The organism is Sorangium sp. So ce726 (assembly GCF_051521405.1).
In the GTDB taxonomy this organism is placed as follows: domain Bacteria; phylum Myxococcota_A; class Polyangia; order Polyangiales; family Polyangiaceae; genus Sorangium.
The window spans coordinates 13,417,657-13,441,031 of record NZ_CP150349.1 but is presented as its reverse complement, the minus strand read 5'-3'; the positions used below and the strand labels follow the sequence as shown (position 1 = coordinate 13,441,031).

At 70.3% G+C, this 23,375-nt stretch carries 17 protein-coding genes and 1 pseudogene; 11 read left to right on the top strand and 7 right to left on the bottom strand.

The window, feature by feature from the left end:
• Positions 1–111 precede the first annotated feature (111 nt).
• The 6 genes from WME79_RS50165 to WME79_RS50140 all read left to right on the top strand — a co-directional run bounded on the left by WME79_RS50165 (position 112) and on the right by WME79_RS50140 (position 6,557).
• Positions 112–999, top strand: a complete 888-nt coding sequence (locus tag WME79_RS50165; RefSeq protein WP_437530538.1) for a hypothetical protein — start codon at positions 112–114, stop codon at positions 997–999.
• Between the two features lie 51 nt (positions 1,000–1,050).
• Positions 1,051–1,341, top strand: coding sequence for a hypothetical protein (locus WME79_RS50160; protein ID WP_437530536.1), 291 nt, complete (start codon positions 1,051–1,053; stop codon positions 1,339–1,341).
• Between the two features lie 293 nt (positions 1,342–1,634).
• Complete coding sequence (locus tag WME79_RS50155; RefSeq protein ID WP_437530534.1) at positions 1,635–3,719, top strand: serine/threonine-protein kinase; 2,085 nt, start codon at positions 1,635–1,637, stop codon at positions 3,717–3,719.
• 93 nt (positions 3,720–3,812) lie between these two features.
• On the top strand, positions 3,813–4,916 hold the full coding sequence (locus WME79_RS50150; RefSeq protein ID WP_437530532.1) for a serine/threonine-protein kinase: 1,104 nt from the start codon (positions 3,813–3,815) through the stop codon (positions 4,914–4,916).
• Positions 4,917–4,995: 79 nt separating this feature from the next.
• A complete protein-coding gene (locus WME79_RS50145; protein WP_437530529.1) occupies positions 4,996–5,547 on the top strand; it encodes a hypothetical protein in 552 nt (183 codons plus the stop codon).
• A gap of 8 nt (positions 5,548–5,555) precedes the next feature.
• The gene (locus tag WME79_RS50140; RefSeq protein ID WP_437530528.1) at positions 5,556–6,557 is read left to right on the top strand and encodes an MBL fold metallo-hydrolase; all 1,002 of its coding nucleotides are present in this window, start codon (positions 5,556–5,558) and stop codon (positions 6,555–6,557) included.
• Positions 6,558–6,562: 5 nt separating this feature from the next.
• Here the strand turns inward: WME79_RS50140 and mobA are convergent, their stop codons facing one another.
• The gene (gene mobA, locus WME79_RS50135; protein ID WP_437530524.1) at positions 6,563–7,318 is read right to left on the bottom strand and encodes a molybdenum cofactor guanylyltransferase; all 756 of its coding nucleotides are present in this window, start codon (positions 7,316–7,318) and stop codon (positions 6,563–6,565) included.
• 271 nt (positions 7,319–7,589) lie between these two features.
• On the opposite strand from mobA, the gene WME79_RS50130 reads away from it, so the two are divergent.
• Positions 7,590–8,573, top strand: coding sequence for a deoxyhypusine synthase family protein (locus WME79_RS50130; protein WP_437530521.1), 984 nt, complete (start codon positions 7,590–7,592; stop codon positions 8,571–8,573).
• 171 nt (positions 8,574–8,744) lie between these two features.
• Here WME79_RS50130 and WME79_RS50125 read toward each other — a convergent pair whose 3' ends face one another.
• Positions 8,745–10,607 carry an FAD-binding oxidoreductase gene (locus WME79_RS50125; RefSeq protein ID WP_437530518.1) on the bottom strand — a complete coding sequence of 621 codons (1,863 nt, stop codon included), beginning with the start codon at positions 10,605–10,607 and terminating at the stop codon, positions 8,745–8,747.
• Positions 10,608–10,838: 231 nt separating this feature from the next.
• Here WME79_RS50125 and WME79_RS50120 point away from each other — a divergent pair, with 231 nt between their 5' ends.
• Positions 10,839–12,080, top strand: a complete 1,242-nt coding sequence (locus WME79_RS50120) for a CapA family protein (RefSeq protein WP_437530517.1) — start codon at positions 10,839–10,841, stop codon at positions 12,078–12,080.
• A gap of 220 nt (positions 12,081–12,300) precedes the next feature.
• Here the strand turns inward: WME79_RS50120 and WME79_RS50115 are convergent, their stop codons facing one another.
• A complete protein-coding gene (locus tag WME79_RS50115; RefSeq protein WP_437530515.1) occupies positions 12,301–13,413 on the bottom strand; it encodes a glycoside hydrolase family 11 protein in 1,113 nt (370 codons plus the stop codon).
• A 13-nt stretch (positions 13,414–13,426) separates the two neighbouring features.
• On the opposite strand from WME79_RS50115, the gene WME79_RS50110 reads away from it, so the two are divergent.
• Together WME79_RS50110 and WME79_RS50105 are read left to right on the top strand one after the other, a co-directional pair.
• Positions 13,427–13,711: a hypothetical protein gene (locus WME79_RS50110; RefSeq protein WP_437530512.1), complete on the top strand. Its 285-nt coding sequence runs from the start codon at positions 13,427–13,429 to the stop codon at positions 13,709–13,711.
• A gap of 363 nt (positions 13,712–14,074) precedes the next feature.
• Positions 14,075–14,482: pseudogene (locus WME79_RS50105) on the top strand (YciI family protein); the annotation flags it as partial.
• A gap of 16 nt (positions 14,483–14,498) precedes the next feature.
• On the opposite strand, the gene WME79_RS50100 reads toward WME79_RS50105, so the two are convergent.
• The 4 genes from WME79_RS50100 to WME79_RS50085 all read right to left on the bottom strand — a co-directional run bounded on the left by WME79_RS50100 (position 14,499) and on the right by WME79_RS50085 (position 20,456).
• Complete coding sequence (locus WME79_RS50100) at positions 14,499–15,341, bottom strand: hypothetical protein (protein WP_437530509.1); 843 nt, start codon at positions 15,339–15,341, stop codon at positions 14,499–14,501.
• A 60-nt stretch (positions 15,342–15,401) separates the two neighbouring features.
• Entirely contained in the window at positions 15,402–17,243 is a 1,842-nt protein-coding gene (locus tag WME79_RS50095) for a vWA domain-containing protein (protein WP_437530506.1), read from the bottom strand.
• A 284-nt stretch (positions 17,244–17,527) separates the two neighbouring features.
• On the bottom strand, positions 17,528–18,490 hold the full coding sequence (gene gspC / locus WME79_RS50090; RefSeq protein WP_437530504.1) for a type II secretion system protein GspC: 963 nt from the start codon (positions 18,488–18,490) through the stop codon (positions 17,528–17,530).
• 403 nt (positions 18,491–18,893) lie between these two features.
• Entirely contained in the window at positions 18,894–20,456 is a 1,563-nt protein-coding gene (locus WME79_RS50085; protein ID WP_437530501.1) for a BNR repeat-containing protein, read from the bottom strand.
• A gap of 386 nt (positions 20,457–20,842) precedes the next feature.
• On the opposite strand from WME79_RS50085, the gene WME79_RS50080 reads away from it, so the two are divergent.
• Positions 20,843–23,311, top strand: coding sequence for a TonB-dependent receptor plug domain-containing protein (locus WME79_RS50080; protein ID WP_437530498.1), 2,469 nt, complete (start codon positions 20,843–20,845; stop codon positions 23,309–23,311).
• Positions 23,312–23,375: the final 64 nt, after the last annotated feature.

Below are 23,375 nucleotides of genomic sequence, written 5' to 3'. Positions count from 1 at the left end.
CGGGTGCGTTGTGACCCCTTACGACGAGCTCCCCTCCCTGTTCCGTGGGCACCTGACCGCGGGGAATCGCGCGTTCTTGCTCGCGAAGCGCGGACGCTTGCTGGCGGACGGATGACGACGGGGCTGACACTCCTGGCGCTGGCGGCGCTGCTCGTGACGGCGCTCGTCGCCGAGCGAGGGCGACGGCAGCTACGGAGAGCTCTCGAGGACACGCGGCGCGCGCTCGCAGCAGGGGAAGCGGCTCATGCCGAGTCGACGCGGGAGCGCGAGACCGAGGCCGTGCGCCGCGGCGCGGAGGCCGCTCGCCAGGCGCAGGATACAGCGCAGCGCGAGACCGAAGCGGCTCGGCAGGCGCAAAGCACGGCCCAGCGCGACGCCGAAGCAGCCCAGCATGAGGCCGAAGCGGCTCGGCAGGCGCAAAGCGCGGCCCAGCGCGACGCCGAGGCAGCCCAGCATGAGGCCGAAGCGGCTCGGCAGGCGCAAAGCGCGGCCCAGCGCGACGCCGAGGCCGCGCTGCGCGAAGTCGAAGCGGCTCGGCAGGCGCAGCACACGGCCCAGCGCGACGCCGAAGCGGCTCGGCAGGCGCAGCACACGGCCCAGCGCGACGCCGAAGCGGCTCGGCAGGCGCAGCACACGGCCCAACGCGACGCCGAGGCCGCGCAGCGTGAGGCCGAAGCGACCCTGCAGGCGCAGCACGCGGCGCACGCCGCCCTGGAGTCCGCGAAGGCTATCGCAGAAACGGAGCGCCAGGCAGCGCTGGAGGAGGCCCGGCAGGCGCGCGCCGAGCGGGACTCGTTCGCGCTGGAGGTGCGGGTGCTGCGAGCGGAGCTCTCGACGGCGCGCAAGCCTGTCGAGAAGGCGCCGCAAGCGGCGGAAAAGCTCGCGGGGACCTCCGTGAAGCCGAGGACGCCGAAGACATCCGAGCAGCCGAGCAAGACGAGTTGGTGGTGTCAGCAATGCGGGCGAGGAGGAACGCGGCCTGAGCGGTGCTGCCGATAGGTGGCAGATAGGTGGCAGATAGGTGCCGGAGAGTACTGCCGGACGAGCGCGGTGCCGCGCTCAGGAGATCCGTCACCGCGCCGCGCGCGCCTTCGCGAAGCCGCCGCGCACGTCGGGTCTCGCAAAAAAGGGCGGCGGAAGGGCAAGAGCGGCGCGCCCGTCGCGCTGAAGCTCCTGGAGGCGAGGCTCCGCCGCGAGCCCAAGGTGAAGGCGCGGTTCCTCCTGGAGGCCATGGTCGTTCACCCGAACATCGTCGAGGTCCTCGACATCGGCCTCCATGAAGGGTCGCCTTACCTCGTGCTGGAGTTCCTCTTCGGCGAGTCGCTGAGCTCGCTGCCATGATCGTTGCGAGCTGGCGGCCGCTCGCGGCAGGGAGCCGCGCGCAGGATATCCGGCCGGCGGCGCGGGCGGCAAGGCCCGCGCTGCCGAGGGGAGCCGATCTCCCCTCAGGGTCGGTCGATTGTCGATCGGCGCGCGCGCAGTCCGGGCCGTCGTCGCTCGTCTCTACGCAGAGCACGCCGAAGCGACCGCCCCCATCTCAGGGAGCGCAACATCTACACCTCGACCACATCGCGCCCCCGAACGCTTGACCGCGGCTTGAGGCCGCCATGCTCAACGTCGTACAATCGACCAGAATGAAGTTTTTCCAGGCCATCGCTCGGATGGGGCTGAAGGCGGGCGACGATCCGAAGGTGCGCCAGCACAAGAAGATCCTCACGCTCACCGCGGCGCTCAAGGCGTGCGCGTGCCCCGTCTGGGTGATCGCCTATGGGGCAGCCGGGGACCACCGCTCGGCGGCGATCCCGCTCGGCTACATGGTGTGTACCGGCCTGAGCCTCGCCCACTTCGCCAGGACGAAGGAGTTCGCCGGGTTCCGCTTCCGCCAGGCGCTGCTCATCTTCGCCCTGCCGTTTCTCATGCACGCGAGCCGGGGAGGGTTCGTCGGCTCGAGCGGCGTCGTCCTGTGGGCGCTCCTCGCGCCGCTGACGTTGCTGCTGTTCCACGGATCGCGGGCGTCCGTCCCCTGGTTCATCGCGTACACGCTGCTCGTGATGGCCGCCGGCGTCGCCGACCCGCTCCTCTCCGGCGTCGCGCCGGAGGCGCCTCCGAGCCTCCTCGCCGGCTTCTTCGCGATGAACCTCCTCACGGTGTCGGCCATCGCGTACGCAGCGGTGCAGTATTTCGCGCGCCAGCTCGCGGAGGAGCAGGAGAAGCTCGCGGAGCTCGTCGTCTCCTCGGCGCAGGCGCTCGACGACATCGCGAGGTGGTCGTCCGCCGCGGCGGCGCAGATCGCGGAGGCGATCGGCGCCCGCGAGGTCGCGGTGTGGAAGGCCGAGGAGCAGGCGATGGCCAGCCTCACCGCGACCACCACCGAGGCGCCGCACGTCGACGCTCTGCGCCACGCCGCGCTGACCCAACACTCCTTTCCGAGATCCGCGGATGTCGTGGTCCCCGTCCTCGGCATGTCGGGCGACGTCCACGGCGCGCTGGTCATCGTCGGCGACGGCGTCGTGTGGAGCGATACGACCCGACGGCTCGTCCGCTCGTTCGCGCACCACCTCGGCAGCGCGCTCGAGCTCTCGCGGCTGCGCAAGGATCTCGCGAGCGCGGCGGAGCGGCGGGCAGCGACGCTCGAAGACATGGTGCGCCGCGGTATCGATATCCTGCAGATATGCCCGAGCTGCCAGCGCTGTTACGATCAGCGTGTGGAGCGATGCCTCGATGACGGCGCCGCGCTGAAGAGGCCGCGGCCGTCCCCCTATCGCGTGGCGGGGCGGTATCGCCTGACCCGGGCCGTCGCGGAGGGCGGCATGGGCAGGGTATTCAAGGCCCACGACGAGCGGCTCGGGCGCGAGGTCGCGATCAAGACCATCAGGACAGAGCACTTCAACAACGAGGATGTGCGCGAGCGGTTCGCGAGAGAGGCGCGCCTCGTCGCGCGAATCCGTCATTCGTCCGTCGTTGAGGTGTACGACTCGGGCGAGCTCGAGGACGGGACGCTCTTCATCGTGATGGAGTGGCTGGACGGCTTCACCCTCGCTCACGCCATGAAGTCGCACGGGCCCGGGACGCCAGCCCAGGTGGCGGTGCTGCTGCGCGAGGGTGCCTCGGCGCTCGGCGCTGCGCACGCGGCGGGGCTCGTGCACCGCGACGTCAAGCCGGAGAACATCTTCCTGATCCCGTCGACGGGGCCGGGCGACTTTCACGTCAAGATCCTCGACTTCGGTATCGCCAAGGAGCTCTCCGCCGACGTGAGCGCGACCTCGACGGGCATCTTCCTGGGGACTCCGCTCTACATGGCCCCGGAACAGGCGCGCGGCAGGTCGGTGGACACGCGCAGCGATCTCTACTCCTTCGCGGCCGTCGCTTACCAGGCGCTCACCGGACGGCGCATCGCCGCCGGAGAGGACCTCGCCACCATCCTGTCGAGCCTCTCGCGCGCCCCTCCGGCGCCCGTCTCGTCGCTGCTCCCGGGGACGCCGCCGGACGTCGACCGCGCCTTCGCGCGGGCGCTCGCGCTGTCGCCCGACGAGCGGCCTCAGGACATCGAGGAGTGGGTGAGCTCGTTCGTCGGCCTGCTCGACAGCCTGCCCAAGCGGAGCCCGGGCTGGCGCATGTCAGGCGACGCGCCCGACATGGAGGAGCTCTCCAGCGCCGAGACGGTCCTGATCCACGAGCCCAGGGCGCGGATGCCGTCGGACATATCCCGCGCATCGTGATCGCGCCGCGCCCCTTCGCGAGGCGCGATCACGACACGCACGTCGGGCCTTGCAAAGAGGGCCGTGGAGGGGCTATGCCCGGAAGGGGACCTCATGCTGTGCCCTCGTTGCCATCGGCGGTACGCGGATGACCACCGCTTCTGCCCGCACGACGGAGAGAAGCTGGTCGCGAGCCACGACATCCGGCGGATCCGGTCCCAGCCCACCGAGCATGTGGGCACGATCATCGCCGAGCGGTACCGGGTGCGGGGCCTGATCGGCAGCGGCGCCATGGCGCAGGTGTTCCTGGCGGAGGACACCAAGAGCGGCGCGCCCGTCGCGCTGAAGCTCCTGGAAGCGAGGCTCCGCCGCGAGCCGAAGGTGAAGGCGCGGTTCCTCCTGGAGGCCAAGGCCGCGGCCACGGTCGTTCACCCGAATATCGTCGAGGTCCTCGATATCGGCCTCCATGAAGGGTCGCCTTACCTCGTTCTGGAGTTCCTCTTCGGCGAGTCGCTGAGCTCGCTGCTCCTGCGCGAGAAGCGGCTGTCGCCGGAGGCCGGCGTGCCGTTCCTCCTGCAGGCCGCGGCCGGGCTCGGCGCGGCCCACCGGGCGGGGATCGTCCACCGCGACGTGAAGCCCGCCAACGTGTTCCTCGTGGGAGAGAAGGGCGACGCCTGGGCGGCCAAGGTCGTCGATTTCGGGTTCGCGAAGCTGTACGAGCACTCGGGGCTCACGCAGGCCGGGGTGACCGTCGGCACCCTGGAGTACATGGCGCCGGAGCAGACCGTCAGCGACCCTCCCGACGGGCGCACGGACGTCTACGGCTTCGGCATGCTCATGTACCGGATGTTCACCGGCCGTCTCCCCTTCAGCGTCGCGCGGAGCTCCTCCCCCGCCCTGGCGCCCGCCATGGACGAGGCCGTGGTGCTGGCCAATCAGCTCGTCACGCCGCCGCCGCCGCCCAACCTGGGTGAGAGCCCGGCGTCGCGGGCGCTCGAGGCGGTGATCACGAAGTGCCTGCGCAAGCGGCCGGAGAACCGGTATGCCTCGATGGAGGCGCTCAGCGAGGATCTCACCCGGCTCGGGCGGCCCGGCGCGCTGGCGGCGCACGCGCCGATCGCCTCGCCCGACGTGTACGCGGCGCAGACGCCCTATGGAGAGCACGCGGCGCGGTTCCTCTACAAGCAGCTCGGCAGGGTGTACGGCGACGCGCCGTAGCCGCGGCACGCCCGGAGCGCGCTCCCTCGCGCGACGCCGCGCTCCTGCGCTGGCCGCTTGCGCCGCCGCGCTCTGCTGGTTGCTCTGGCCGCTCGCCGCGGGCGCGTCGCCCGAGGCGCCGCGGCAGGCAGCGCCGGCGGCCGCCGCCACGGAGCCCGACATCCACCCCACGCTGGCGTGGCTCCTCGTCCAGCTCGTGCCGAGCCCCGAGCTGTGGCTCGAACCGGGCGAGGCGCACTTCGGCTTCCGGTGGCAGGTGACGCCGCTGCTCTACTCGTTCGGGATCAACCGCAAGCTCTCGCCGTGGCGCGCCTTCATCGCGGAGCCGCTCACGCGCCACGCCGGCTCGATCGAGCTCTTCGGCTCACCCGGGTACGTCGCCCGTCCGGGCGCGTTCGCCGATCGCTGGCTGATCCGGGGCGGCGTCCGCGCTTACTTCCCGCTCCTCGATGGAGGCGACTACCTGTCCTGCTCACTCGGCGGATCCGCGCTCTTTGCTCGAGGGCAGGTGGCGGCCTCGTACGAGGCGGGGATCTATACCCTGTTCGGCGCCCTGGGCGCGCAGGTGGCGACCACGCCGACGGCCGCCTTGCGATCGACCACGATCACGCTCAGCATCCGCTACTTCTGACGCCGCGCATGGCCACGCGCCCCTCCTCGTCGCCAGCTCGCCTCTCCGCCGCGGCGCTCCTCGCGCTCGCGGGCCTGTCGTGCAGCGTGCCCGCGCGCATCCTGGAGAGCAACGTGGCGAGGCTGTTCGCGAGCCCGCTGCCCGTGCCAGACAAGGTGCGTGCGCCGTACCGCCCCGAAGCACGGCTCGCCGCGCTCTGGGTCGGGCACGCGACCGTGCTCGTGCAGATCGATGATCGATGGATCCTGACCGATCCCGTCTTCACGTCGACGGTGGGCCTCATGGTGAAGCGGCTCGTCGAGCCGGGGCTCGCTCCGGAGGACCTGCCGCCCATCGACGCCGTGCTGATCTCGCACATGCACCTCGACCACCTCTCGCTCGGCTCGCTGTCCCTGATCGAGCCGAAGGTCCGCGCGCTGCTCGTGCCTCGAGGCGGGCTCGTCTACGTGCCCAACCATAGCTTCGCGTCGTTCGAGGTCCCCACCTGGACGACATGGCAGCAGGGCGATCTGAAGATCACGGCCGTCCCGGTGCGGCACTCCGGATATCGCTACGGGCTGGACCGGGACTGGATGACGGAGAGCTTCACGGGTTATGTCGTCGAGTACCACGGGATCACCGTCTACTTCGGCGGCGATACCGCCTACGACCGCGATGACTTCGTGAAGACGCGCGCGCGATTCCCCTCGATCGATCTGGCCCTCTTGCCGATCGCGCCGGTGGGGCCGCGCGAGTTCATGGAGAGCAAGCACGTCGATCCGGCAGAGGCGGTGCAGGCGTTCCTGGACCTCGGGGCGCGGCGGATGATGGCTATCCATTTCGACACCTTCATCAACAGCACCGATACGTTCGGAGAGGCGCCCCGCGAGCTCCGGCGCGTCATGGCCGCGCGCGGGCTGGGGCCGGATCGGGTGTTCCTGCCCAGGCATGGCGAGCAGCGGGTCCTCATCACGAGGGGCGAGCCCGGGGGCGCGGCGGCGGCGAGCGCGCCGGCGGCGCGCGGCGAATAGCCGGGTCAGTCGAGCTCGCGCAGCGCCGCCGCGTAGTCCTCGGGCGTGTTCAGGTTGCGCAGCGATCGCAACGCCGGATCCGCAGCGCAGAGCCGCGGATCCGAGAGCAAGAGCTCCGGATCCGCGACCAGGGTGCGCGCCCGCTCGAACAGGGTGGAGAGCCGCAGCCTGCCCTCGGCGAGCAAGGCCGCCACCTCGCCGCGCACCGAGCACGCGTACACCGCGGCGAGCGGGTGATGGTGCCCCTCCGCCCGCGGCACCGCGATGGCGTGGCCGCCCGCCTGGAGATCCGCGAGGCGCCGCACGAAGGCGGGGTGCAGGAAGGGCGCGTCGGTCGAGGCGACGTAGGCCCGCTCGGCGAGCGGCGCGATCGCATCGAGCCCGGCCGCGATGCCCTGGAGCGGCCCGCGGCCCTCCACCGCATCGCGCACGACCAGCACCCCCTCCGGCAACGGCGGCAGCTCCTGCCCCGGCGCCGCGACCACCACGATCGGCCAGGCCGCCTCGCCGAGGCGCCGCACCACCCGCTGGAGCAGCGCCTCGCCCCCGAACGGCAGCCATGCCTTGGGTTGCCCCATCCGGCGGCTCTGCCCGCCGCACAGCACGACGCCCGCGAGCCCGGCCACGCGGCCCGCCCCGTCGCCGTCCTCCGAGGGCGCTGTCATGAGCTGCACCGCCGTCCTGCATACCACCCCCGCGTGGAACATGCGCTCGCGGCGCACGCCAGGCGCCGACCGCTGCCACCGGTGCCCTCGTGCCACGACACAGACACTCCGTGTTACCGAGCGTGTTCCATGTGCTAAGGGCACCTCGCCGGCCCAGGCCGGGGAGCGACGGATGACGAGCCGACTCATCGATGCCATGTGTGCCGCGACTGCGGCCGCCGCGCTCGCCGGCCGCGCTGGTGCGGGCCTGGCGAGCGCGGGCCCTCTGCGCAGGGCCCACGGGCCGTCTCCCCGCCTGGGCTCGCGCGTCCGCCTCGGCGGACGTGAAGGTCGCGACGATCCATCCACACCTACAGGAAACGAGTCCATGAGCCAGCAAAAGAGGGGCCCTGTCTCCGAGTTCATTCGACACCACTACCGGCACTTCAACGCCGCTGCGCTTGTCGACGCCGCGGCCGGATACGAGCGTCACCTCGCGGACGGGGGCAAGATGCTGGTGTCGCTCGCCGGCGCGATGAGCACGGCCGAGCTGGGGGTCTCCCTCGCCGAGATGATCCGCCAGGGGAAGGTGGACATCATCTCGTGCACCGGCGCCAACCTCGAGGAAGACATCATGAACCTCGTGGCGCACAAGCACTACAAGCGGATCCCCGGCTGGCGCGACCTGACGCCCGCGCAGGAGTGGGAGCTCCTCGAGGGCGGTCTCAACCGCGTGACGGACACCTGCATCCCCGAGGAAGAGGCCTTTCGCAAGATCCAGCACAGGGTGTTCGAGATCTGGAAGGACGCCGATGCCCGGGGCGAACGCTTCTTACCCCACGAGTTCATGTACAAGCTGCTCCAGAGCGGCGTGATGGCGGGCGACTACGAGATCGACCCCAAGGACTCCTGGATGGTCGCGGCCGCCGAGCGGAACCTCCCGATCGTGGTGCCCGGCTGGGAGGATTCGACGATGGGGAACATCTTTGCGAGCTATGTCGTGAAGGGCGAGCTCAAGGCGACGACGATGAAGAGCGGCATCGAGTACATGACCTCGCTCGCCGCCTGGTACCGCGAGAACTCCGCCGGCAAGGGCGTCGGCTTCTTCCAGATCGGCGGCGGCATCGCGGGCGACTTCCCCATCTGCGTCGTGCCCATGATGTACCAGGACCTCGGCTGGAAAGACGTCCCCTTCTGGTCCTATTTCTGCCAGATCAGCGACTCGACGACGTCCTACGGCTCCTACAGCGGCGCGGTCCCCAACGAGAAGATCACCTGGGGGAAGCTCGGCATCGACACGCCCAAACACATCATCGAGAGCGACGCCACCATCGTGGCGCCGCTCGTCTTCGCCTACGTGCTCGGGCTGTAGCGCGGCGGTCACCCGCTTCGGATACGGGCCCACCTCGACGTTTTCGGTGCTCAGCGCACCGGAGTGCGCTTGCGCGCCGAAAACGCCGATCTGGGCCCGTCTCCTGTGCGGGAGACCGCCGCTCTGCTCTGCATGGCGCAGAGGTGGACGGAGATCGCTGTAAAGCGCCCCTCAGCGCGGCGTCGATAGCGTGACGTCGCCGAGCACGCCGTGGTTCGCCGCGCCGAACAGGTTGTCGGGATCGACGGCCTGCTTCACCTGCTGCATGAAGGCCCGCGCGCCGTCCGAATAGACCTCCTTCACGAAATCCTGCCGGATCTTGCCGATCCCGTGGTGGTGGGACAGCGACCCTCCGGCGGCGAGGATCTCCTCTCGCGCGGCGTGCTCCATCTCGGAGTAATGGCGCACGGGGTCGTCGACGCCCTTGGCGTAGAAGCCGAGATAGAAATAGATGCAGACCCCCGTCGGGTAGACCTGGGTGATGCGGCCGGTGAAGAACGGCTTGCCGGGCAGGCGCCGCTGCTCGTGCTCTCGCAGGACGCGCTGGCGCACCCGGTCGTAGAGCTCGAGCGCGCGGCTCCACGGGACGCTCGTCTCGAAGCTCTCCGCAATAGCCCAGTGCTCGAACGTGAGATCGCGGATGTACGCGATGCCGAAGGTCAGCTGATAGCCGCGCTCGCCGTTCGCCGCGCCCGCCTTCATCCCGCCGTGCTGCGCCGCGATGCGGTAGAGCGTCTTCTCCTGGAAATCGACCTCCTCCTTCGTCCCCTCGAACACGATGGTGGCGACGGCGAGCTGGTGCGGATCGAAGCCCTTGATCCGGGTCACCACCAGCTTCTCCGCCTGGCTCTTCACCCGGGCGAGCACCCCGGACTTCTTCGGCTTGAGCGCCTGACCGAAATGGAACTGCGTGTTGTCCATGACGCGCACGCTCGCGGGCAGCGCGCCGGCGCCCTGCAGGTCATAGAGGAACGCGAGCCCACGCGCGAGGTCGGGGAAGATGACGCTGCCGTAGCGCTGGACCTCGGGCAGGGGGAACAGCTTGACGACAGCGCTGGTGACGATTCCGTAGTTGCCCTCGCTGCCGAACATGCAGTTCTTCGGGTTGGCGCCGACGCTCTCGCGCGGGGCCACGTGCGGCCGCTCGACCACGCCGCGCGCGGTCACGACCTGCATGTCGAGGACGAGATCCTCGATGTTGCCATAACGGTTCTTCTTCATCCCGCTCGCGTTCGTCGCGATCCACCCCCCGAGCGTCGAGAACTCGAGGCTGTCGGGCTCGTGCCCCATGGTGAGCCCGTGCTTCTCGAGCTCCGCGACGATGTGCCGCCCGGTCGCGCCCGCCTCGATGCAGGCCATGCGGTTCACGGGATCGAGCCAGAGGATCCTGTTCATGCGCCGCATGTCGACCGCGATCACGGTCCGCTCCTCGTGGATCGACAGGCGCAGGGCGTCCGTGACGTTGGTGCCGCCGCCGAACGGGACGAGGCACGCGCCGTGTTGCTTGGCGACCTCGGTGACGCGCACGACGTCGTCGTGCGACGCGGGGAACACGACGAGATCCGGGACGCGCTCGAGGCGCTCGTAGCGGATCGCCCAGATCTCGGCCCCGGTGTGGCCGTGGCCGCGCCTGAGGCGCACGAGCGGGTCCTGCGAGATCTGATCGTCCGAAAGGAAGCCGCGGAGCGCGGCGAGCAGCTCGCTCGCGACCCTGGCGTCGGGGATCTGAGGCGGGTAGTGCGGCTCGTTGCGGTTCTCGTAGGAGAGCGGCGCGGCGAGCGTGGCCGACATCCACGGGATCAGCGACGGCAGCTCGACGTTGCTGATGCTGTACCGCGTGCCGGTGAGCACGACGCTGCCGCTCGGCTTGACGACGAACCGGGTGTCGGCAAAGCCCCAGCCGTCCTTGCGCTCCTCGTCGCGCGCCTCGTCGCGCGCCGCGGGGCCCGGCACGATGCGCGTGCTGGAGGGCGTCGCGCCGCGCGAAGAGAGCAGCGCCGAGCCCGAGGGAGTCTCACGTCTTCGATTCACCATGGAGATAAGGCCTTCCAAGCAACCCGCGCACGAGCGCGCGTCCAATCCCGAGTAGATCGCGCTGGAGCGGGCCGGACGTCCATCGAGAGAGCGCGGCCGCCGATCGACGCCGCGGCTCCTCTGGGCCTGCTCAACGCGCGGCGATGGTGCACGAACGTCGGCGGGCGTACCACCGGATACTTGGGAGCCGCCGCGCGCCCGTGGATAATGCGCTGCGAGACGCCGCTCGAGATGCGCCCTGCCCTTTGCTTCCTCGCGACGTGCGCCGTGGCCGCGCAGATCGGCTGCGAGCGACCCGCCAACGTGGGCGCCGGGCTCGCGCCGCCGCCCGCCGTCGCGCCGGCCGCGCCCCGCGACGCCGCGGAAAGGCCCCGGGAGGCTCGCGCCGCGCCGGCCGCCGCCACCGCCGCGCCCACCGCCGCGCCTGCCGACGCGATCACGCTCCTCGCCGGCGGCGACGTCTGCCTCGGCAAGGCGCTCGGCCAGGAGCTGCTCCGCAATCCGGCGTACGATCCGTTCGCCTCCGTCGCGGCGCTGTTCGCGTCCGCCGACGTGCGCTTCGTCAACCTCGAGAACCAGCTCAGCGACCAGGGCGGAGAGACCCAGCACGCGCGCCAGCCGCTCGTGTTCACGGGCCCCCCGGCCGGCGCGGACGCGCTCGCGCGCGCCGGCATCGGCGTGGTGTCGCTCGCGAACAACCACATGTGGGACTACGGCAAGGGCGGGTTCCTCGAGACGCTCGGCCACCTGGAGCGCGCGGGCGTCGCCTACGTGGGCGCCGGCCGGACGCGGCTCGAGGCGTACGCGCCGGCCGTCATCGAGCACCGCGGCTTCCGCGTGGCGGTGCTGGCCGTGACCGGCATCTGGAACCAGGGCTCGCTCTGGCAGCACCCGGCGCGGGAGTTCGTCGCGGGCGCGGAGCGGGACGGGCTCGCCGCCGCGGTGCGCGCCGCGCGCAAGCAGCCCGGCGTCGACGCCGTCGTGGTGAGCTACCACGGCGGCACCGAGTACCTGGACACCCCGCTCCCGCAGGCGCGCGCGCTCGCCAGCGCCGCCATCGACGCGGGCGCCGACGCCTTCCTCGGCCACCACCCGCACGTGCTCCAGGGCATCGAGCTCCGCCGCGGCCGGCCCATCTTCTACAGCCTGGGCAACTTCCTCATGAAGGTGAAGCGGACCGGCCCCGCGGTCGAGCTCGCGATGCTCGCGCGCCTGCGCCTGCGGCGGGGCGAGCCGCCCCTCGCGGAGATCTGCCCCGTGCGCAGCGACGGCCTCGGGACCGTCCCGCTCGCGGCCGACCCGCGGCGCGCCGAGACCGAGGCGGCGTTCGCCGAGCGGATGCGCCGCGTCTCGGTGTTCGTCGAGGGCGAGCCGGAGATCGGCCCCTTTGCGGCCGACGGCTGCGCGCCGCTCGAGCCGGCGGCGAAGGCGGCCCCCGCCTCGCCGCCGAGGGTCGCCGGCCCGATCCGCTGAGCGACGCTTCGCGGCCTTGGGGCGGGCACGCGCGCGAATCGCTCGGCACCGTCGGTCGGCGCCGGCTGTTGGGCGGAGGCCGCCCGAAAGGGCGCCCGCGAAGCGGGTCGGAGCGAAGCGGAGAGCCTCGATGGCGTCGAGCACGGCGCCATCGAGGCATTCGACGGGCGTTCGCGCCGCACACCCACGAAACGTTCAGGAGCGCCACATTGTCTTTCGATCAGGGCGTCGCGTCCCAGACGCGACCAGATGCAGTTCCATTGCTACCGGGGTTGAACACCTCGACGGCCAGGACCTGATAGGTGGGATCGTCACTCGCATCCAGGTTGTTCATGTTCGGGACAATCCAGCCGTTGTCGGCCCATGCCTTCACGTGATCGGCGAATATGATCTTGTGGTCCTGTCCGAGGGCCTGCGCCCGAGCAGGCTTGCTCCAGTATTGGTAGAAAGTGGAGCGGCCATTGATAGAGGGCTGCTGCTGCCGCGTCGAGCGGAGCGTGGAATACTCAACCCCGTCGCTCATGAAGGTCTTGCCAGCGGTAGCACCCTGGCTGGGATCATAACTCCATCGTTGCAGGATGTAATATTCCACCAGGTGTGCCGCGTTTGAAGTGGGCATGCTCTTGTCGTACCCCCAGCCGTACAAAGCGATATAGCTCGCGCCGCTGTCGCTATTGAGGCGGTAGCCGATCACCCTTTTTTCATCTCCGTAATGCCACCCTGGACCACCGACATAGTTATAGCCACCGCCCTGCCAGGTCACGCTGAATTCGCCATTCGGGTCCACAGTCAAAGATGTCGAGCCGCCATCTTTCCAGTGAGTGAAGAAGAAATCACCGACGTGACCCGTCGCGTGATTCGAATTGATCACAGTTTTCTCAGTGTATTTCTGAGTGTAGGCTGAGTACTTGGAGAAATCGGGGAGGGGCGCGGCCGTTGTATCCAATTCTCCATCATTAGAATAAACGGCAAACCCTGCGATGGTGGGATTCTCTACACCCTCAATCAGCTCGATGGTGACGCTGCCGTCGTTTACCGCAATATCCGCGAAGGTCTCCGTGTAGCCCACATCATGACCAGCCTCGGCATAAACATCCAGATCACTGATAACGGTGCTACCTTCAATTGCAACGCTAAACTTGCGCGAGCCAGCGCTGGTTTTATCAATTTCCGCAAAATGCAACTTCACGGTGTAGCGACCATTGGCGGTAACCGGGACTTCATAACTGAATGAACCATACCGCTCTGTTTGATAAAGCTGCCCACCAACGACAGAGTCTTGCGTGCTGTTGGTGGAACCACCGTTAGCGTATTTGTCCGCCTGGTACTCCACGCCATCAATCATTGTGCTCGAAGTACTACCGGAGTCAATCGCGACCACCAATGCGAGATCGCCACCAGACGAACTGGAGCTGCTCGAAGACGAGCTGGAGCTGCTAGAAGACGAGCTGGAGCTGCTCGAAGACGAGCTAGAGCTGCTCGAAGATGAGCCAGAGCTGGAGCTGGAGCTGGAGGATGAAGAGCTGCTGGAAGACGATGAGCTGCTCGAGGGCCCTGTGGCATTGGTATCATCGCCACAGCCTGCTAGCGCGACCGACGCGAACGCCAGCATGAACCAACGAGAGAATTGATTCTGCTTTGAATTTGCCATAGACGTTTTCCAATGCTGCTTGCTGACGATTGTGTTCATATGACGTTTCACGGCTTCTACATTAACCCATTCTCGGGCAATTGTGCCCTGGGACATACTCTCTCTGGCATGAGTGATCGGACAATAGATGTGCACATCACGCGGTGTGCTTCGTTCGGCGCTGCGGCTTGGGCGGTGCCGTCAGCCGTTGAATTCGACCGAGGACACTTCCATGCTCTCTCTGGAAGATGATGTGGTCCTTCGACTCAATCTATACGCCATGGATCGGCCGCGACACAACGCCATTTTGCACGGTTTTATTGATCGCATTTCTCACCCGACGTTGGCACAGAGGGGGCGGAAAATGCCAACAGGCTTGAGACAGGCCGGACGAGAATCCTATGAGTGGATCGCGCAGAGAGGCGCGTTCCGGCTCTGGGACGAGGAGCTCGTCAAAGCCGGTGTCATGCTCGCCGGAGAGGGGCTACACCCAAGCAGCAAAGGCAAGCGCCTGCACATCTCGGGCGGCAAGAAGACGCTCATCGACGGTCCCTTCGCCGAGACCAAGGAGCTCGTCGGCGGATATTGGATCTGGTAAGTGAAGTCGCTGGACGAGGCAGTCGCGTGGACCAGGCGCTGCGCCGATTACATGCCCAGCGGGGAATGGGTGCTCGAGATTCGACCGATCTTCGACGCAGAGGACTTCGGCAAGGAGTTCACGCCGGAGCTGCGCGTGCAGGAGCAACGCCTGCGCGCGGAGATCGAGCGGCAGCGGAAATCCTTCCTCCTCAGGCCCCCCCGCGCCGCGCGCCGGCCACCTCGTCGACCGCCTCGAGCGCGCTCTCGATCTCGCGCACGAGCTCGTCCGCCGCCTGCGCCTCCTCGTCGGCGCGCGCCTCCACGGCCGACGCGTCGAGGCGCGCCTCCACCCGCCGCAGCACCTCCGCGACCCGCTTCCCCTCAGTCGAGGCGGCGTCCACGCGCCGCCGCTTCAGCGCGCCCAGCGCGGCGTCCACGGCCGGCGCGAGCGGCGCGGCCACGACGGGGTCAGCGCCCTTCAGCTTGGCCCGCGTGCGGTTCGCCAGCCCGATCAGCTGGCCGAACGGCGATCGGGCGCGCCGGCGCTGCACCGCCCAGCCGACCGAGGCGAGCACGCCGAGGCCGAGGAGCACCGCGGCGCCCTGCACATAAGGCGCGACCGACGGCGGGACGGGGGGCACCAGCGCTTCCGGCACCTCGACGGTGATGCCTCCGTGAAGGCAGCTGCCCAGCTCCTGCGCCGTCTGGAGCCGCGAGCGCGCGAGCGGCAGCAGCCGGAGCGGGAGGCACGGGGCTTCCACGCCCGCGAGCGCGCACGCGGGGGCCGGATCCCCGGTCGCGATGGCGTGGACCTCGTGGGTCGCGGGGTCGCGGCTCGTCATGTGAAAGCCGCCCTGCTCGAAGTCGACAAGCCCACCGCTGTCGACCGACGCGCCGCCCGGCGCGCCGGCGGGCCACGTCGTCGTCGCCGCGTCGATGACCGAGGCGTCGGTCGAGCAGACCAGCTTGCCGCGGAGGACGATCTCGCCGCCCGGCGCGACGTCGACGTGCTGCGCCGCCACATCGCGCCGGAGTGTGAATGTCTGGGTCATGTCCGCCCCTCGGCTCCGCCGGTGGATCGCTCCCGCGCCATCGTGCCCCGAGCCCCGCCCTCAGTGAAGGTGCGTCCGCGAGGCCGTCTCGAGCAGCATCGCCAGCACGAGCGGATCACCCAGGCCGCCCGTGGCCCCAGTGTGGCCGCGGAGGCGCGCGAGGCGGGCCGCGTCCTTCAGGAAGAGCGGCTCCCCGAGCGCCTCGGCCGCGGCATGCAGGATCCCCTCCCGCTCGGAGAGCAGCGCAGCGGCGCGGGCGCGATCGCCGAGCGCGATCTGGCGGGCGGCCTCGGCCAGCGTTTCGCCGGCGGCGAAGCCCTGGATCGTGCGGGCGACCGACGGGTCGACGCTCACCGCGCTGTCCGCGTCGCCGGTCGCGTACGTCACCCGGAGCGGCGCCTCGTCCACGACGTTCTTCTTGGCGACGCGGTCCTTGTACTTGAGCTCGATCGCCGCGATGGCCCGCGGGTCCGCGCCCGCCGGGAGGCCGAGCTTGAAGAGCATCGCGTGGCTGTCGTCGCGCGAGAACGCCGGGATGAAGAACCGCATCCCGCCCTCGGCGTCGTCCTGCCGGTCCCGCTCGATGCCATCGCGCCGCGCGGACTGCGCGTCCGCCGCGACCTCGATCGTCCGCACGCGCGCCGCCTCCACGTCGTTCAGCCGGCGCGACCCGTAGACCTGGAGCAGCTTCACGTCCGGCTTCAGCCGCACCCGCAGCTCGACCGCGGTCGCGACCGGATCGAGCCGCCTGTCGAGCTCCGTCGCGAGGGCCGGGGCGATCTGATCCGGATCGCGCAGGTAGTAGTACCCGCCAGCGCCGTCGCTCGCGATGGCGCTCATCAGCGCGCCGTCGTAGTCGGCGCCGAGCCCGAACGTGCTCGTCTGGACGCCGCCCTGGAAGGCGTCGAGCGCGAGCCGCGAGAGCCGCTCCGAGCTCGTGATCCCTGAGTTCGCGCGCCCGTCGGAGAGCAGCAGCACGACCTTCACCGCGCCCTCCGGGATGCCGGGCCGGGCGGCCTGCGCGTAGCCGAGCGCGAGGCCCTGGCCGATGTTGGTACCGCCACCCTCGCGGATGCCGTCGATCGTGGCCTTGATCGCCGCACGCCGCGGCCCGACGGGCCCATCGTCGATCCTGACGTCGGCGCCGCTCGAGAAGGTGACAAGGGAGAAGTCGTCGTTCGCGTCGAGCTTGTCGACAAGCGCTCGCGCCGCGTCACGCGCCCGCGCCATGGGCTCACCCTGCATGGATCCGCTCACGTCGAGCACGAGGTGCACCGACAGGTGCGGCCGCGCCGCGGGCGCCTGCGCCGTCGAGCGGAGCGTGACGCGCACGTGCACCGGGCCGCCGCCGGGCGGGACCCGCGTGCGCTCGAGGTCCGTGCGCAGGGCGAGCGCCGAGCCCTTCGGGACGTCGATCGACGGGGCGTAGCGGGCGCCGACGTCGCTGACCAGCTCGCGCCCGTCGGGTGGAACGATGCCGCGCGCGACCGCGGACTCGAACGCGGCGAGGTGGCCGCCGCCGGGGCGGTACGTGGTGGCGAAGCGGCCGTTCGGGTCGAGGCCCGCGGCCTCGGGCGCCGCGGCGCGGGCCGCGCCCTCGCCCGGCGCTGCGGTGGCCAACGGGGCGGGGACCACCAGGCCGTCGGCGCCTGCGCGCCCCTTCCCGCCCGCCGTGTCGAGCCTGGGTGCGGCGGGGTCACGCACCGCCAGGGGTTCGGCGGCCGACCCCACGGCCTCCCGCTTCGCCTCGGCGGCGTTCCCCAGCGGCGTCGACGCCGGGGACGCCTCCAACGCCGCGGGGGTATCCTTCGTGCTGCACGCGATCCCCGCCCCCGAGAGCCCCAGCACGAGCGCGCCGCCGAGGAGCGCTCGCTTCACCCACACGATTCCGAGTTCGTTCATCGTCTTTCCCCTCCCGCGGACAGAGCGGGTGCTCGGTCTGACGGGTGAGCGCCGCATCTGTTCTGTCGCTCCGCTCCGGAGCGACGGCGCCGGCCGCCGCCGGGCGCTCCAGCCAGAGAGACAGCGGCGATCGTACATTGTTCGGCAGGGGTCGCCCGTGCGCCGGCGGAAGGCCTCCGCGTCAGCCGCCCGGCCGCCACCGCCGGCGGGTGCGACAAGGCCGGTGGGCGCCCCGCGCCGCTCCTGCACGGAGCGCGGCGGCGGGCAGGGCCCGCCTCCTCGCCTCAGCGGACGTTGACCCTGAGCCTCGTCGGGCGGCCGTCGCGCTCGACGACGACGGAAAGGCTCTTGTCGGAGCGCATGCGCGAGTAGGCCAGCATGGCCTTCTGTGGGTCGGTCAGGTCGATGCCGTTGACCGACTTCACGAGATCGCCGCTCTGCAGCCCGAACGACTCGAGCACCGAGCCAGGCTTGATCATCATCTTCAGCCCGACCACCTTGTCGTCCCGCATCTCCGGTACCGCCGCCGAGGTCTGCGTCACGAGCTCGGGCTGCGCGAAGATCTTCTCGGCCGCCGAGCGGTCGATGTCGATCTCCGTGTCGCTCACCCGCTGCATCCGCGAGGCGATCTCGGGCGGGACATCGCTCCTGCTGCTCGGGCGGTACGTCGCGCGGGGCGGAGCCGGCGCTGCCGCCTGCGGCTCGGGCTCCTTCTTGCCGCCCTCTCCACCCTTCTTGCCGAGCTGCATCTGGCAGCGCGCGCCCCCCGAGGTCATCCACACCCGATCCCAGGCGATGTCCTCGACCTTGCGGCCGCCGATCTCTCCGCCTCGCCGCCCGAGCGCCGTATGTCCGCCTTCGCTCTCGAAGGCGGCGAACGACCATTCGGGGTCCTCGGACATGGCGATCAGCACGACGCGGCCCGTATCGCAGGATGGAGCGAGGTAGGGGTCGAGCTTCGAGAGGTCCACCGGGCCGGCGGGCGCGGCGCTCGGCGGGGGCACGAGCGGCCCTGTCGTCGAGTCGAACGGATTGCGCTCCAGGATCGGCGCCGCGCTCGGCGGGGGATCGTCGGAGGGCGGCGCATCGACAGGATCTGGGACGAGGGGGGCGGAGGTCTCGCCGTCCCGCGCGATCTGGTGAGCGACGAGCTGAGATACCCCGGAGGCCTGAAAATACGCGGAGACCGCGACCATTCCTCCCAGGATGAATGCGAATCGGCGCTTGACGAACGCGTCCGGGTTCATGGGTAACGCTCCTCCTGGCCGGAGCGCGCCGGGGCTCGCTGCACGAGTGTCCCTTTCCGCCGCGGCGTTCGCGGCAGTGCACGCCCTCGCCACCGGCAAGACCGCACCTCAGGGCGAGCACCGAGCGTGCCTGCGCGGGAGCGAACGCGACGCGCGCCCCCTGTGGCAGGGATTGCCGCTCTGATTGGACCGCTCAGCGCCGGTGGCGGCCTGTCCGATACGGACGCGGAGCGCGCCCCGCGAGCATCACGCGCGTCGCCCGGTGGAACAACCGGAAGATCCGTCGATCAGGGCAGAGCTGGCGGGCAACGGGGACGGCACCACGAACGAGCTCGTGCGCTCGCCCGGGGGGACGGGGCCGTGACGGGCGCGCTCGGGGACCGAGGAGCGCCTTTCGTGCGGCTCAGCGGAGCGCGTACTCCAGGCCCCAGATGTCCACGGAGCTCCGCTCTGGGTAGTACACGGTGAGCTCGTCCGAGGTCTCGAGTCGGGCGGCGTCGATCAGAGGATCGGAGAAGAACCGGCCCGAGTCGGCGGCATCGAGGAGCGTCCAGGTCGCGTAGCCGTCGCTCGGGGAGGCGCCGGCGATGCGGAGATCGGGGAGGATCGCATAGACGTTCTCGGTGGAGGAGATCGCGAGCTTGCCCCGGAAGTTCTGGACCACCCTCAGGCCGATACCGTGGCGCGCCCAGGTCCCGTCGGTATCGCGGAGATAATGGAAGAACTCGCTGCGCGTCCGGGCGCTGGTGAAGTTCGAATTGGCGGCCTCGGCGTCGGGGAGGTGCGAGAGCAGCACATGGACGCGGCCGCTTGCGTCGACCGTCATGTGTTCCTGGTTGATGAGCCCTCGGTTCTGGCCGATGGGCCACACGGAGAGGCCCTCCGTGCGCAGTGTGACGAAGGAGGTGCCGGTCGTCGCGACCGTGGCGCCTGCGTTGTTCTTCCATGTGCGCCCGTGATCGTCGCTGTAGACGTACAGGAGATCGTGGTTGGTCGTCGCATCGGGCGTGTCGCGCCAGCACCACGCCGCGTGCAGGCGCGAGCCGCCGCGCGTGTACGATAGACCGTGCAGGTAGGCGTTCATGCTGGCGTCGGTGCCCTCGATGTACTCGCCGAGCGCTGTCCAGGCGTGCGTCGTGGCGTCGTACTCCCAGAGGTGCTCGTCGCCGCTGCCGCTCTCGCCGATCCGTGCGCTCAGGAGGAGCCTGTTCCCGCCGGGCTCGGTGACGAACCGCGGATAGGTCACGAGGGAGACGCGGGTCGATCCGACGAGCGCGCTCGAGACGGCGCCGAAGCTCGAGGCGGCCCAGGCCGCGCCTTCCGGGTCCGTCAGGAGTCCCGTGACCGAGCGGCGGTAGTGCAGGTTGCTGCCGTGGTGATCGAACGCGAGGTGCAGCGTGCCGTCGCCTGGCGCGATCCCGAGAGAGATCGTGTTGTGGGCGTCGTCAGCGCTCAGCCGATAATCCTTGAAGTCGAACTTCTCCCAGGCGCCCGCCGCTCCACCGGGGCTCGTCGGCAGCCGCCGTCGCGCGAGGACGACGTTGCGGTTGGTGTTCCAGAAGGCGGTGTACTGGAAGCCGCTGAACGACACGATCGCGTCCTGCTGGAACGACTCGCCGTTCAGGTAGCCGCCGTAGGACACCACGGTGAGCCCCGACTCCGCGAGCTTTCCCTCGCCGAGCTTGACGATCCCCGGCGCGACGGGCTCCGCCCCGCCGCCGCCGGCCGTCGTGCTGCTGACGGTCGTGCTGCCGATCGTCGCGCCGCTGGTCGTCGTCGTGCCGCCCCCCGCGCCGGTGGCTTCGGAGGTCGTCGCGACCGCGCTGCCGCCGCCCGGGTTCGCGCCGCCTGAGCCTGAGGAGGTCGACGACTCCGGCGTCGAGGGGCGCTCGCCATCGCTGCAGCTCGTCAGCCAGACGACCGGCGCAAGGACGGGCAGAATGGAGAAGATAAGTCGGAGGTTCATGCGTTTGCCCGAGGATACTGCCGTACCGCGGCGGTACCAAGCGAGGCAAGCGGGCTTCCTTGAAGGATTCGCGGCAAACAGCGTTCCAGCAATCGCATTGCGCCAGCATCGCCCACCGACCAGAGCGTTCCGAAGCAGAGATCCAGCGGAAGACCTGGCAGCGCAACGTGGTGTTCGAGCCGGTGAGGGGGAACTGAGCGGTCGTTCGGCGTAGATCATGGCAGAAGCTGGCGGTCGTCCTCCGGGACGCCCGGTCCGACGAGAGCGATCCGATGCGACCGGTTCCCCGGGAAGACCATCAGGACGCCGGCGCAAATGCCGCTCACATGAAAAATTCCATGGTTTCGACCGCTTGGTCTCCACGCTCTTCGGCGCAGCGCCCCGCTTTGGTCCTCGCTGAGCCGCCTCTCCGCGGCGCGGCGGTGCGCTTCCTCCGGCGATCCACGGCAGCCGCAGCGCTGCTCGCGAGCACGCTCGCGCCGTGCCTCGCCGCCGCCGCACCCGACACGCCCGTGCCCCATGCAAAGCCGCCCGCGGAGCCGTCCGACGATGCGCCACCGGCGGCGCCGCCCCCCGATGCGCCACCGGCGGCGCCTCCAGATGCGCCGCCGGCAGCGCTCGTCCCACCCACGCCGCTCACGCCGCTCGGCGCCGACTACCCTGCTGGGGCGCATGGCGACGCGACAGTCCGCCTCGTCCTCACGATCAACGCGGACGGGAGCGTCCGCTCCGCGGTCGCCGAGGATGGTGTGGAGCCGTTCGCATCGGCCGCCGTGGCCGCCGCAACGGCGTTCCGCTTTGCGCCGGCCACCAGGAACGGCGCGCCGGTCGCCGCCAGGATCCGCGTCGAGGTCCGCTTCACCGAAGCCGCATCGCCCGCGCCGCCCGACGCCTCCGCAGCCGCGCCGCCCGGCGCCTCCGCGCCCGCGCCGGAGCGCCCGGCCACGGCAGCCGGGCCAGCGCCGAGCGCGCCGCGCCCGATCGAGGTCACCGTGCACGGCGAGCAGCCGGCACCCGGCGTCTCCAGCTTGAGCCGCGGCGAGGTCAGGATCGTCCCGGGCGCGTTCGGCGATCCCTTCCGCGCCCTCGAGATGCTCCCCGGGGTGACCCCTATCGTCTCCGGGCTGCCGTTCTTCTACGTTCGCGGCTCACCGCCGGGCAACGTCGGCTATTTCCTCGACGGCATCCGCGTCCCCTACCTCTATCACCTCGGGCTCGGGCCCTCTGTGGTCCATCCCGGCATCGTCGATCGCGTCGACCTCTATCCTGGCGGTTACCCCGCACGTCACGGTCGGTACGCCGGCGGCATCGTCTCGGGCGAGACGACGCAGCCGCTCCCGTACTGGCATGGGGAGGGCATGCTGCGGCTCGTCGACGTGGGCGGGCTCGTCGAGGGGCCCTTCGCCGGCGACCGCGGGATCGCGCTCGTGGGCGGCCGCTACTCGTACACGGCGTTGCTCCTCTCGCTCGCCGCCCCCGAGGTCACGCTCGATTACTGGGATTACCAGGCCCGGCTGTCCTACGAGGTCGTCCCGGGAGATCGGGTGAGCCTCTTCGCGTTCGGCGCCCACGATTTCCTCGCGAGCGACGAAGACGGCGAGATGACGACCCTCTTCGACACGACATTTCACCGGCTCGATCTCCGGTACGACCACACCTATGGCCAGGGCAGCTCGCTGCGCGGCGCGCTGACGCTCGGCCACGACGAGACGGGGATCGGGGACGGCCAGAAAGCGCTGACGCGGACCGTCGGCGCGCGCCTCTCGCTCGCTCACCGGCTGCGCGACGAGACCACGATCCGCGCCGGCATCGACGCCGTGGTCGACGACAACGAGCTCGATCTCGGGAGCGACGCCGACGACGCTCCGGGCGACGTCCCGCCGGACGATGACGACGACGTCCCCGTCGACGATCTCCTCTTGAGCCGCGTCGACCTCACGGTGGGCGGCTACATCGAGTCCGACATCGCGATCACCCCGCGCCTGCGCATCACCCCTGGGCTCCGGCTTGATCTCTACCACTCGGACGACACGGTCGCGCTCGCCGTCGATCCGCGGCTCTCGGCGCGGCTCTCGCTCGGACGCGGTGTGACGTTCGTGCAGGCGCACGGCATCGCCTCCCAGCTGCCGAGCTTCGTCGTCCCGATCCCCGGCTTCCGCCCGCGCCTCAAGGACGGCCTCCAGCGGAGCTTCCAGTCGAGCGCCGGCATCGAGCTCGCGCTGCCGGAGGACATCACAGCCACGGTCTCGGTGTTCCACAACGCGTTCTTCAACATGACCGACGCGCTCGGTTCGCTGGGCCTCGAGTCGGTCGAGGACGCCTTCACGCTCCGCGCGCTCGGCGCCGCGACCGGCGTGGAGCTGTCGGCCCACCGGCGGCTCACGCGGCGCATCGGCGGGTTCGCGTCGTACACGCTGTCGCGCTCCACGCGGAGCATCGGCCGAAGCCGGCAGCTGAGCTCGTTCGACCGGACCCACGTGGCGAACGTCGCGCTGACCTACGACCTCGGTCGCGGGTACAGGGCTGGCGGGCGCTTCGTGTTCTACTCGGGGCTCCCCCAGAGGATCGGCGGCGCGACGCTCCCGCCGATCAGCGGCGTCCCCGGAGGCGCCGGATCCCTCGCCAGCGGAGCGCCGCGGTGGGAGCGGCTGCCGCCGTTCTTCCGTCTCGATGTCCGCCTGGAGAAGCGCTGGTCGATCGGGAAGGCGGGCTGGCTGGCGGTCGTCCTCGACGTGCTCAACGCCACGCTGTCGAAGGAGACCATGCCGGGGATGTGCGATGCGTTCTCGTCGTGCGAGCCGACGACGTTCGGGCCTGTCACTGTCCCGAACTTCGGCCTGGAGGGTGGGTTCTGACGCCCCGAAGGCACGACGCCACACGCCACCGGCGAGGAACCTGAGAGACGAGCGACTCCGCCGC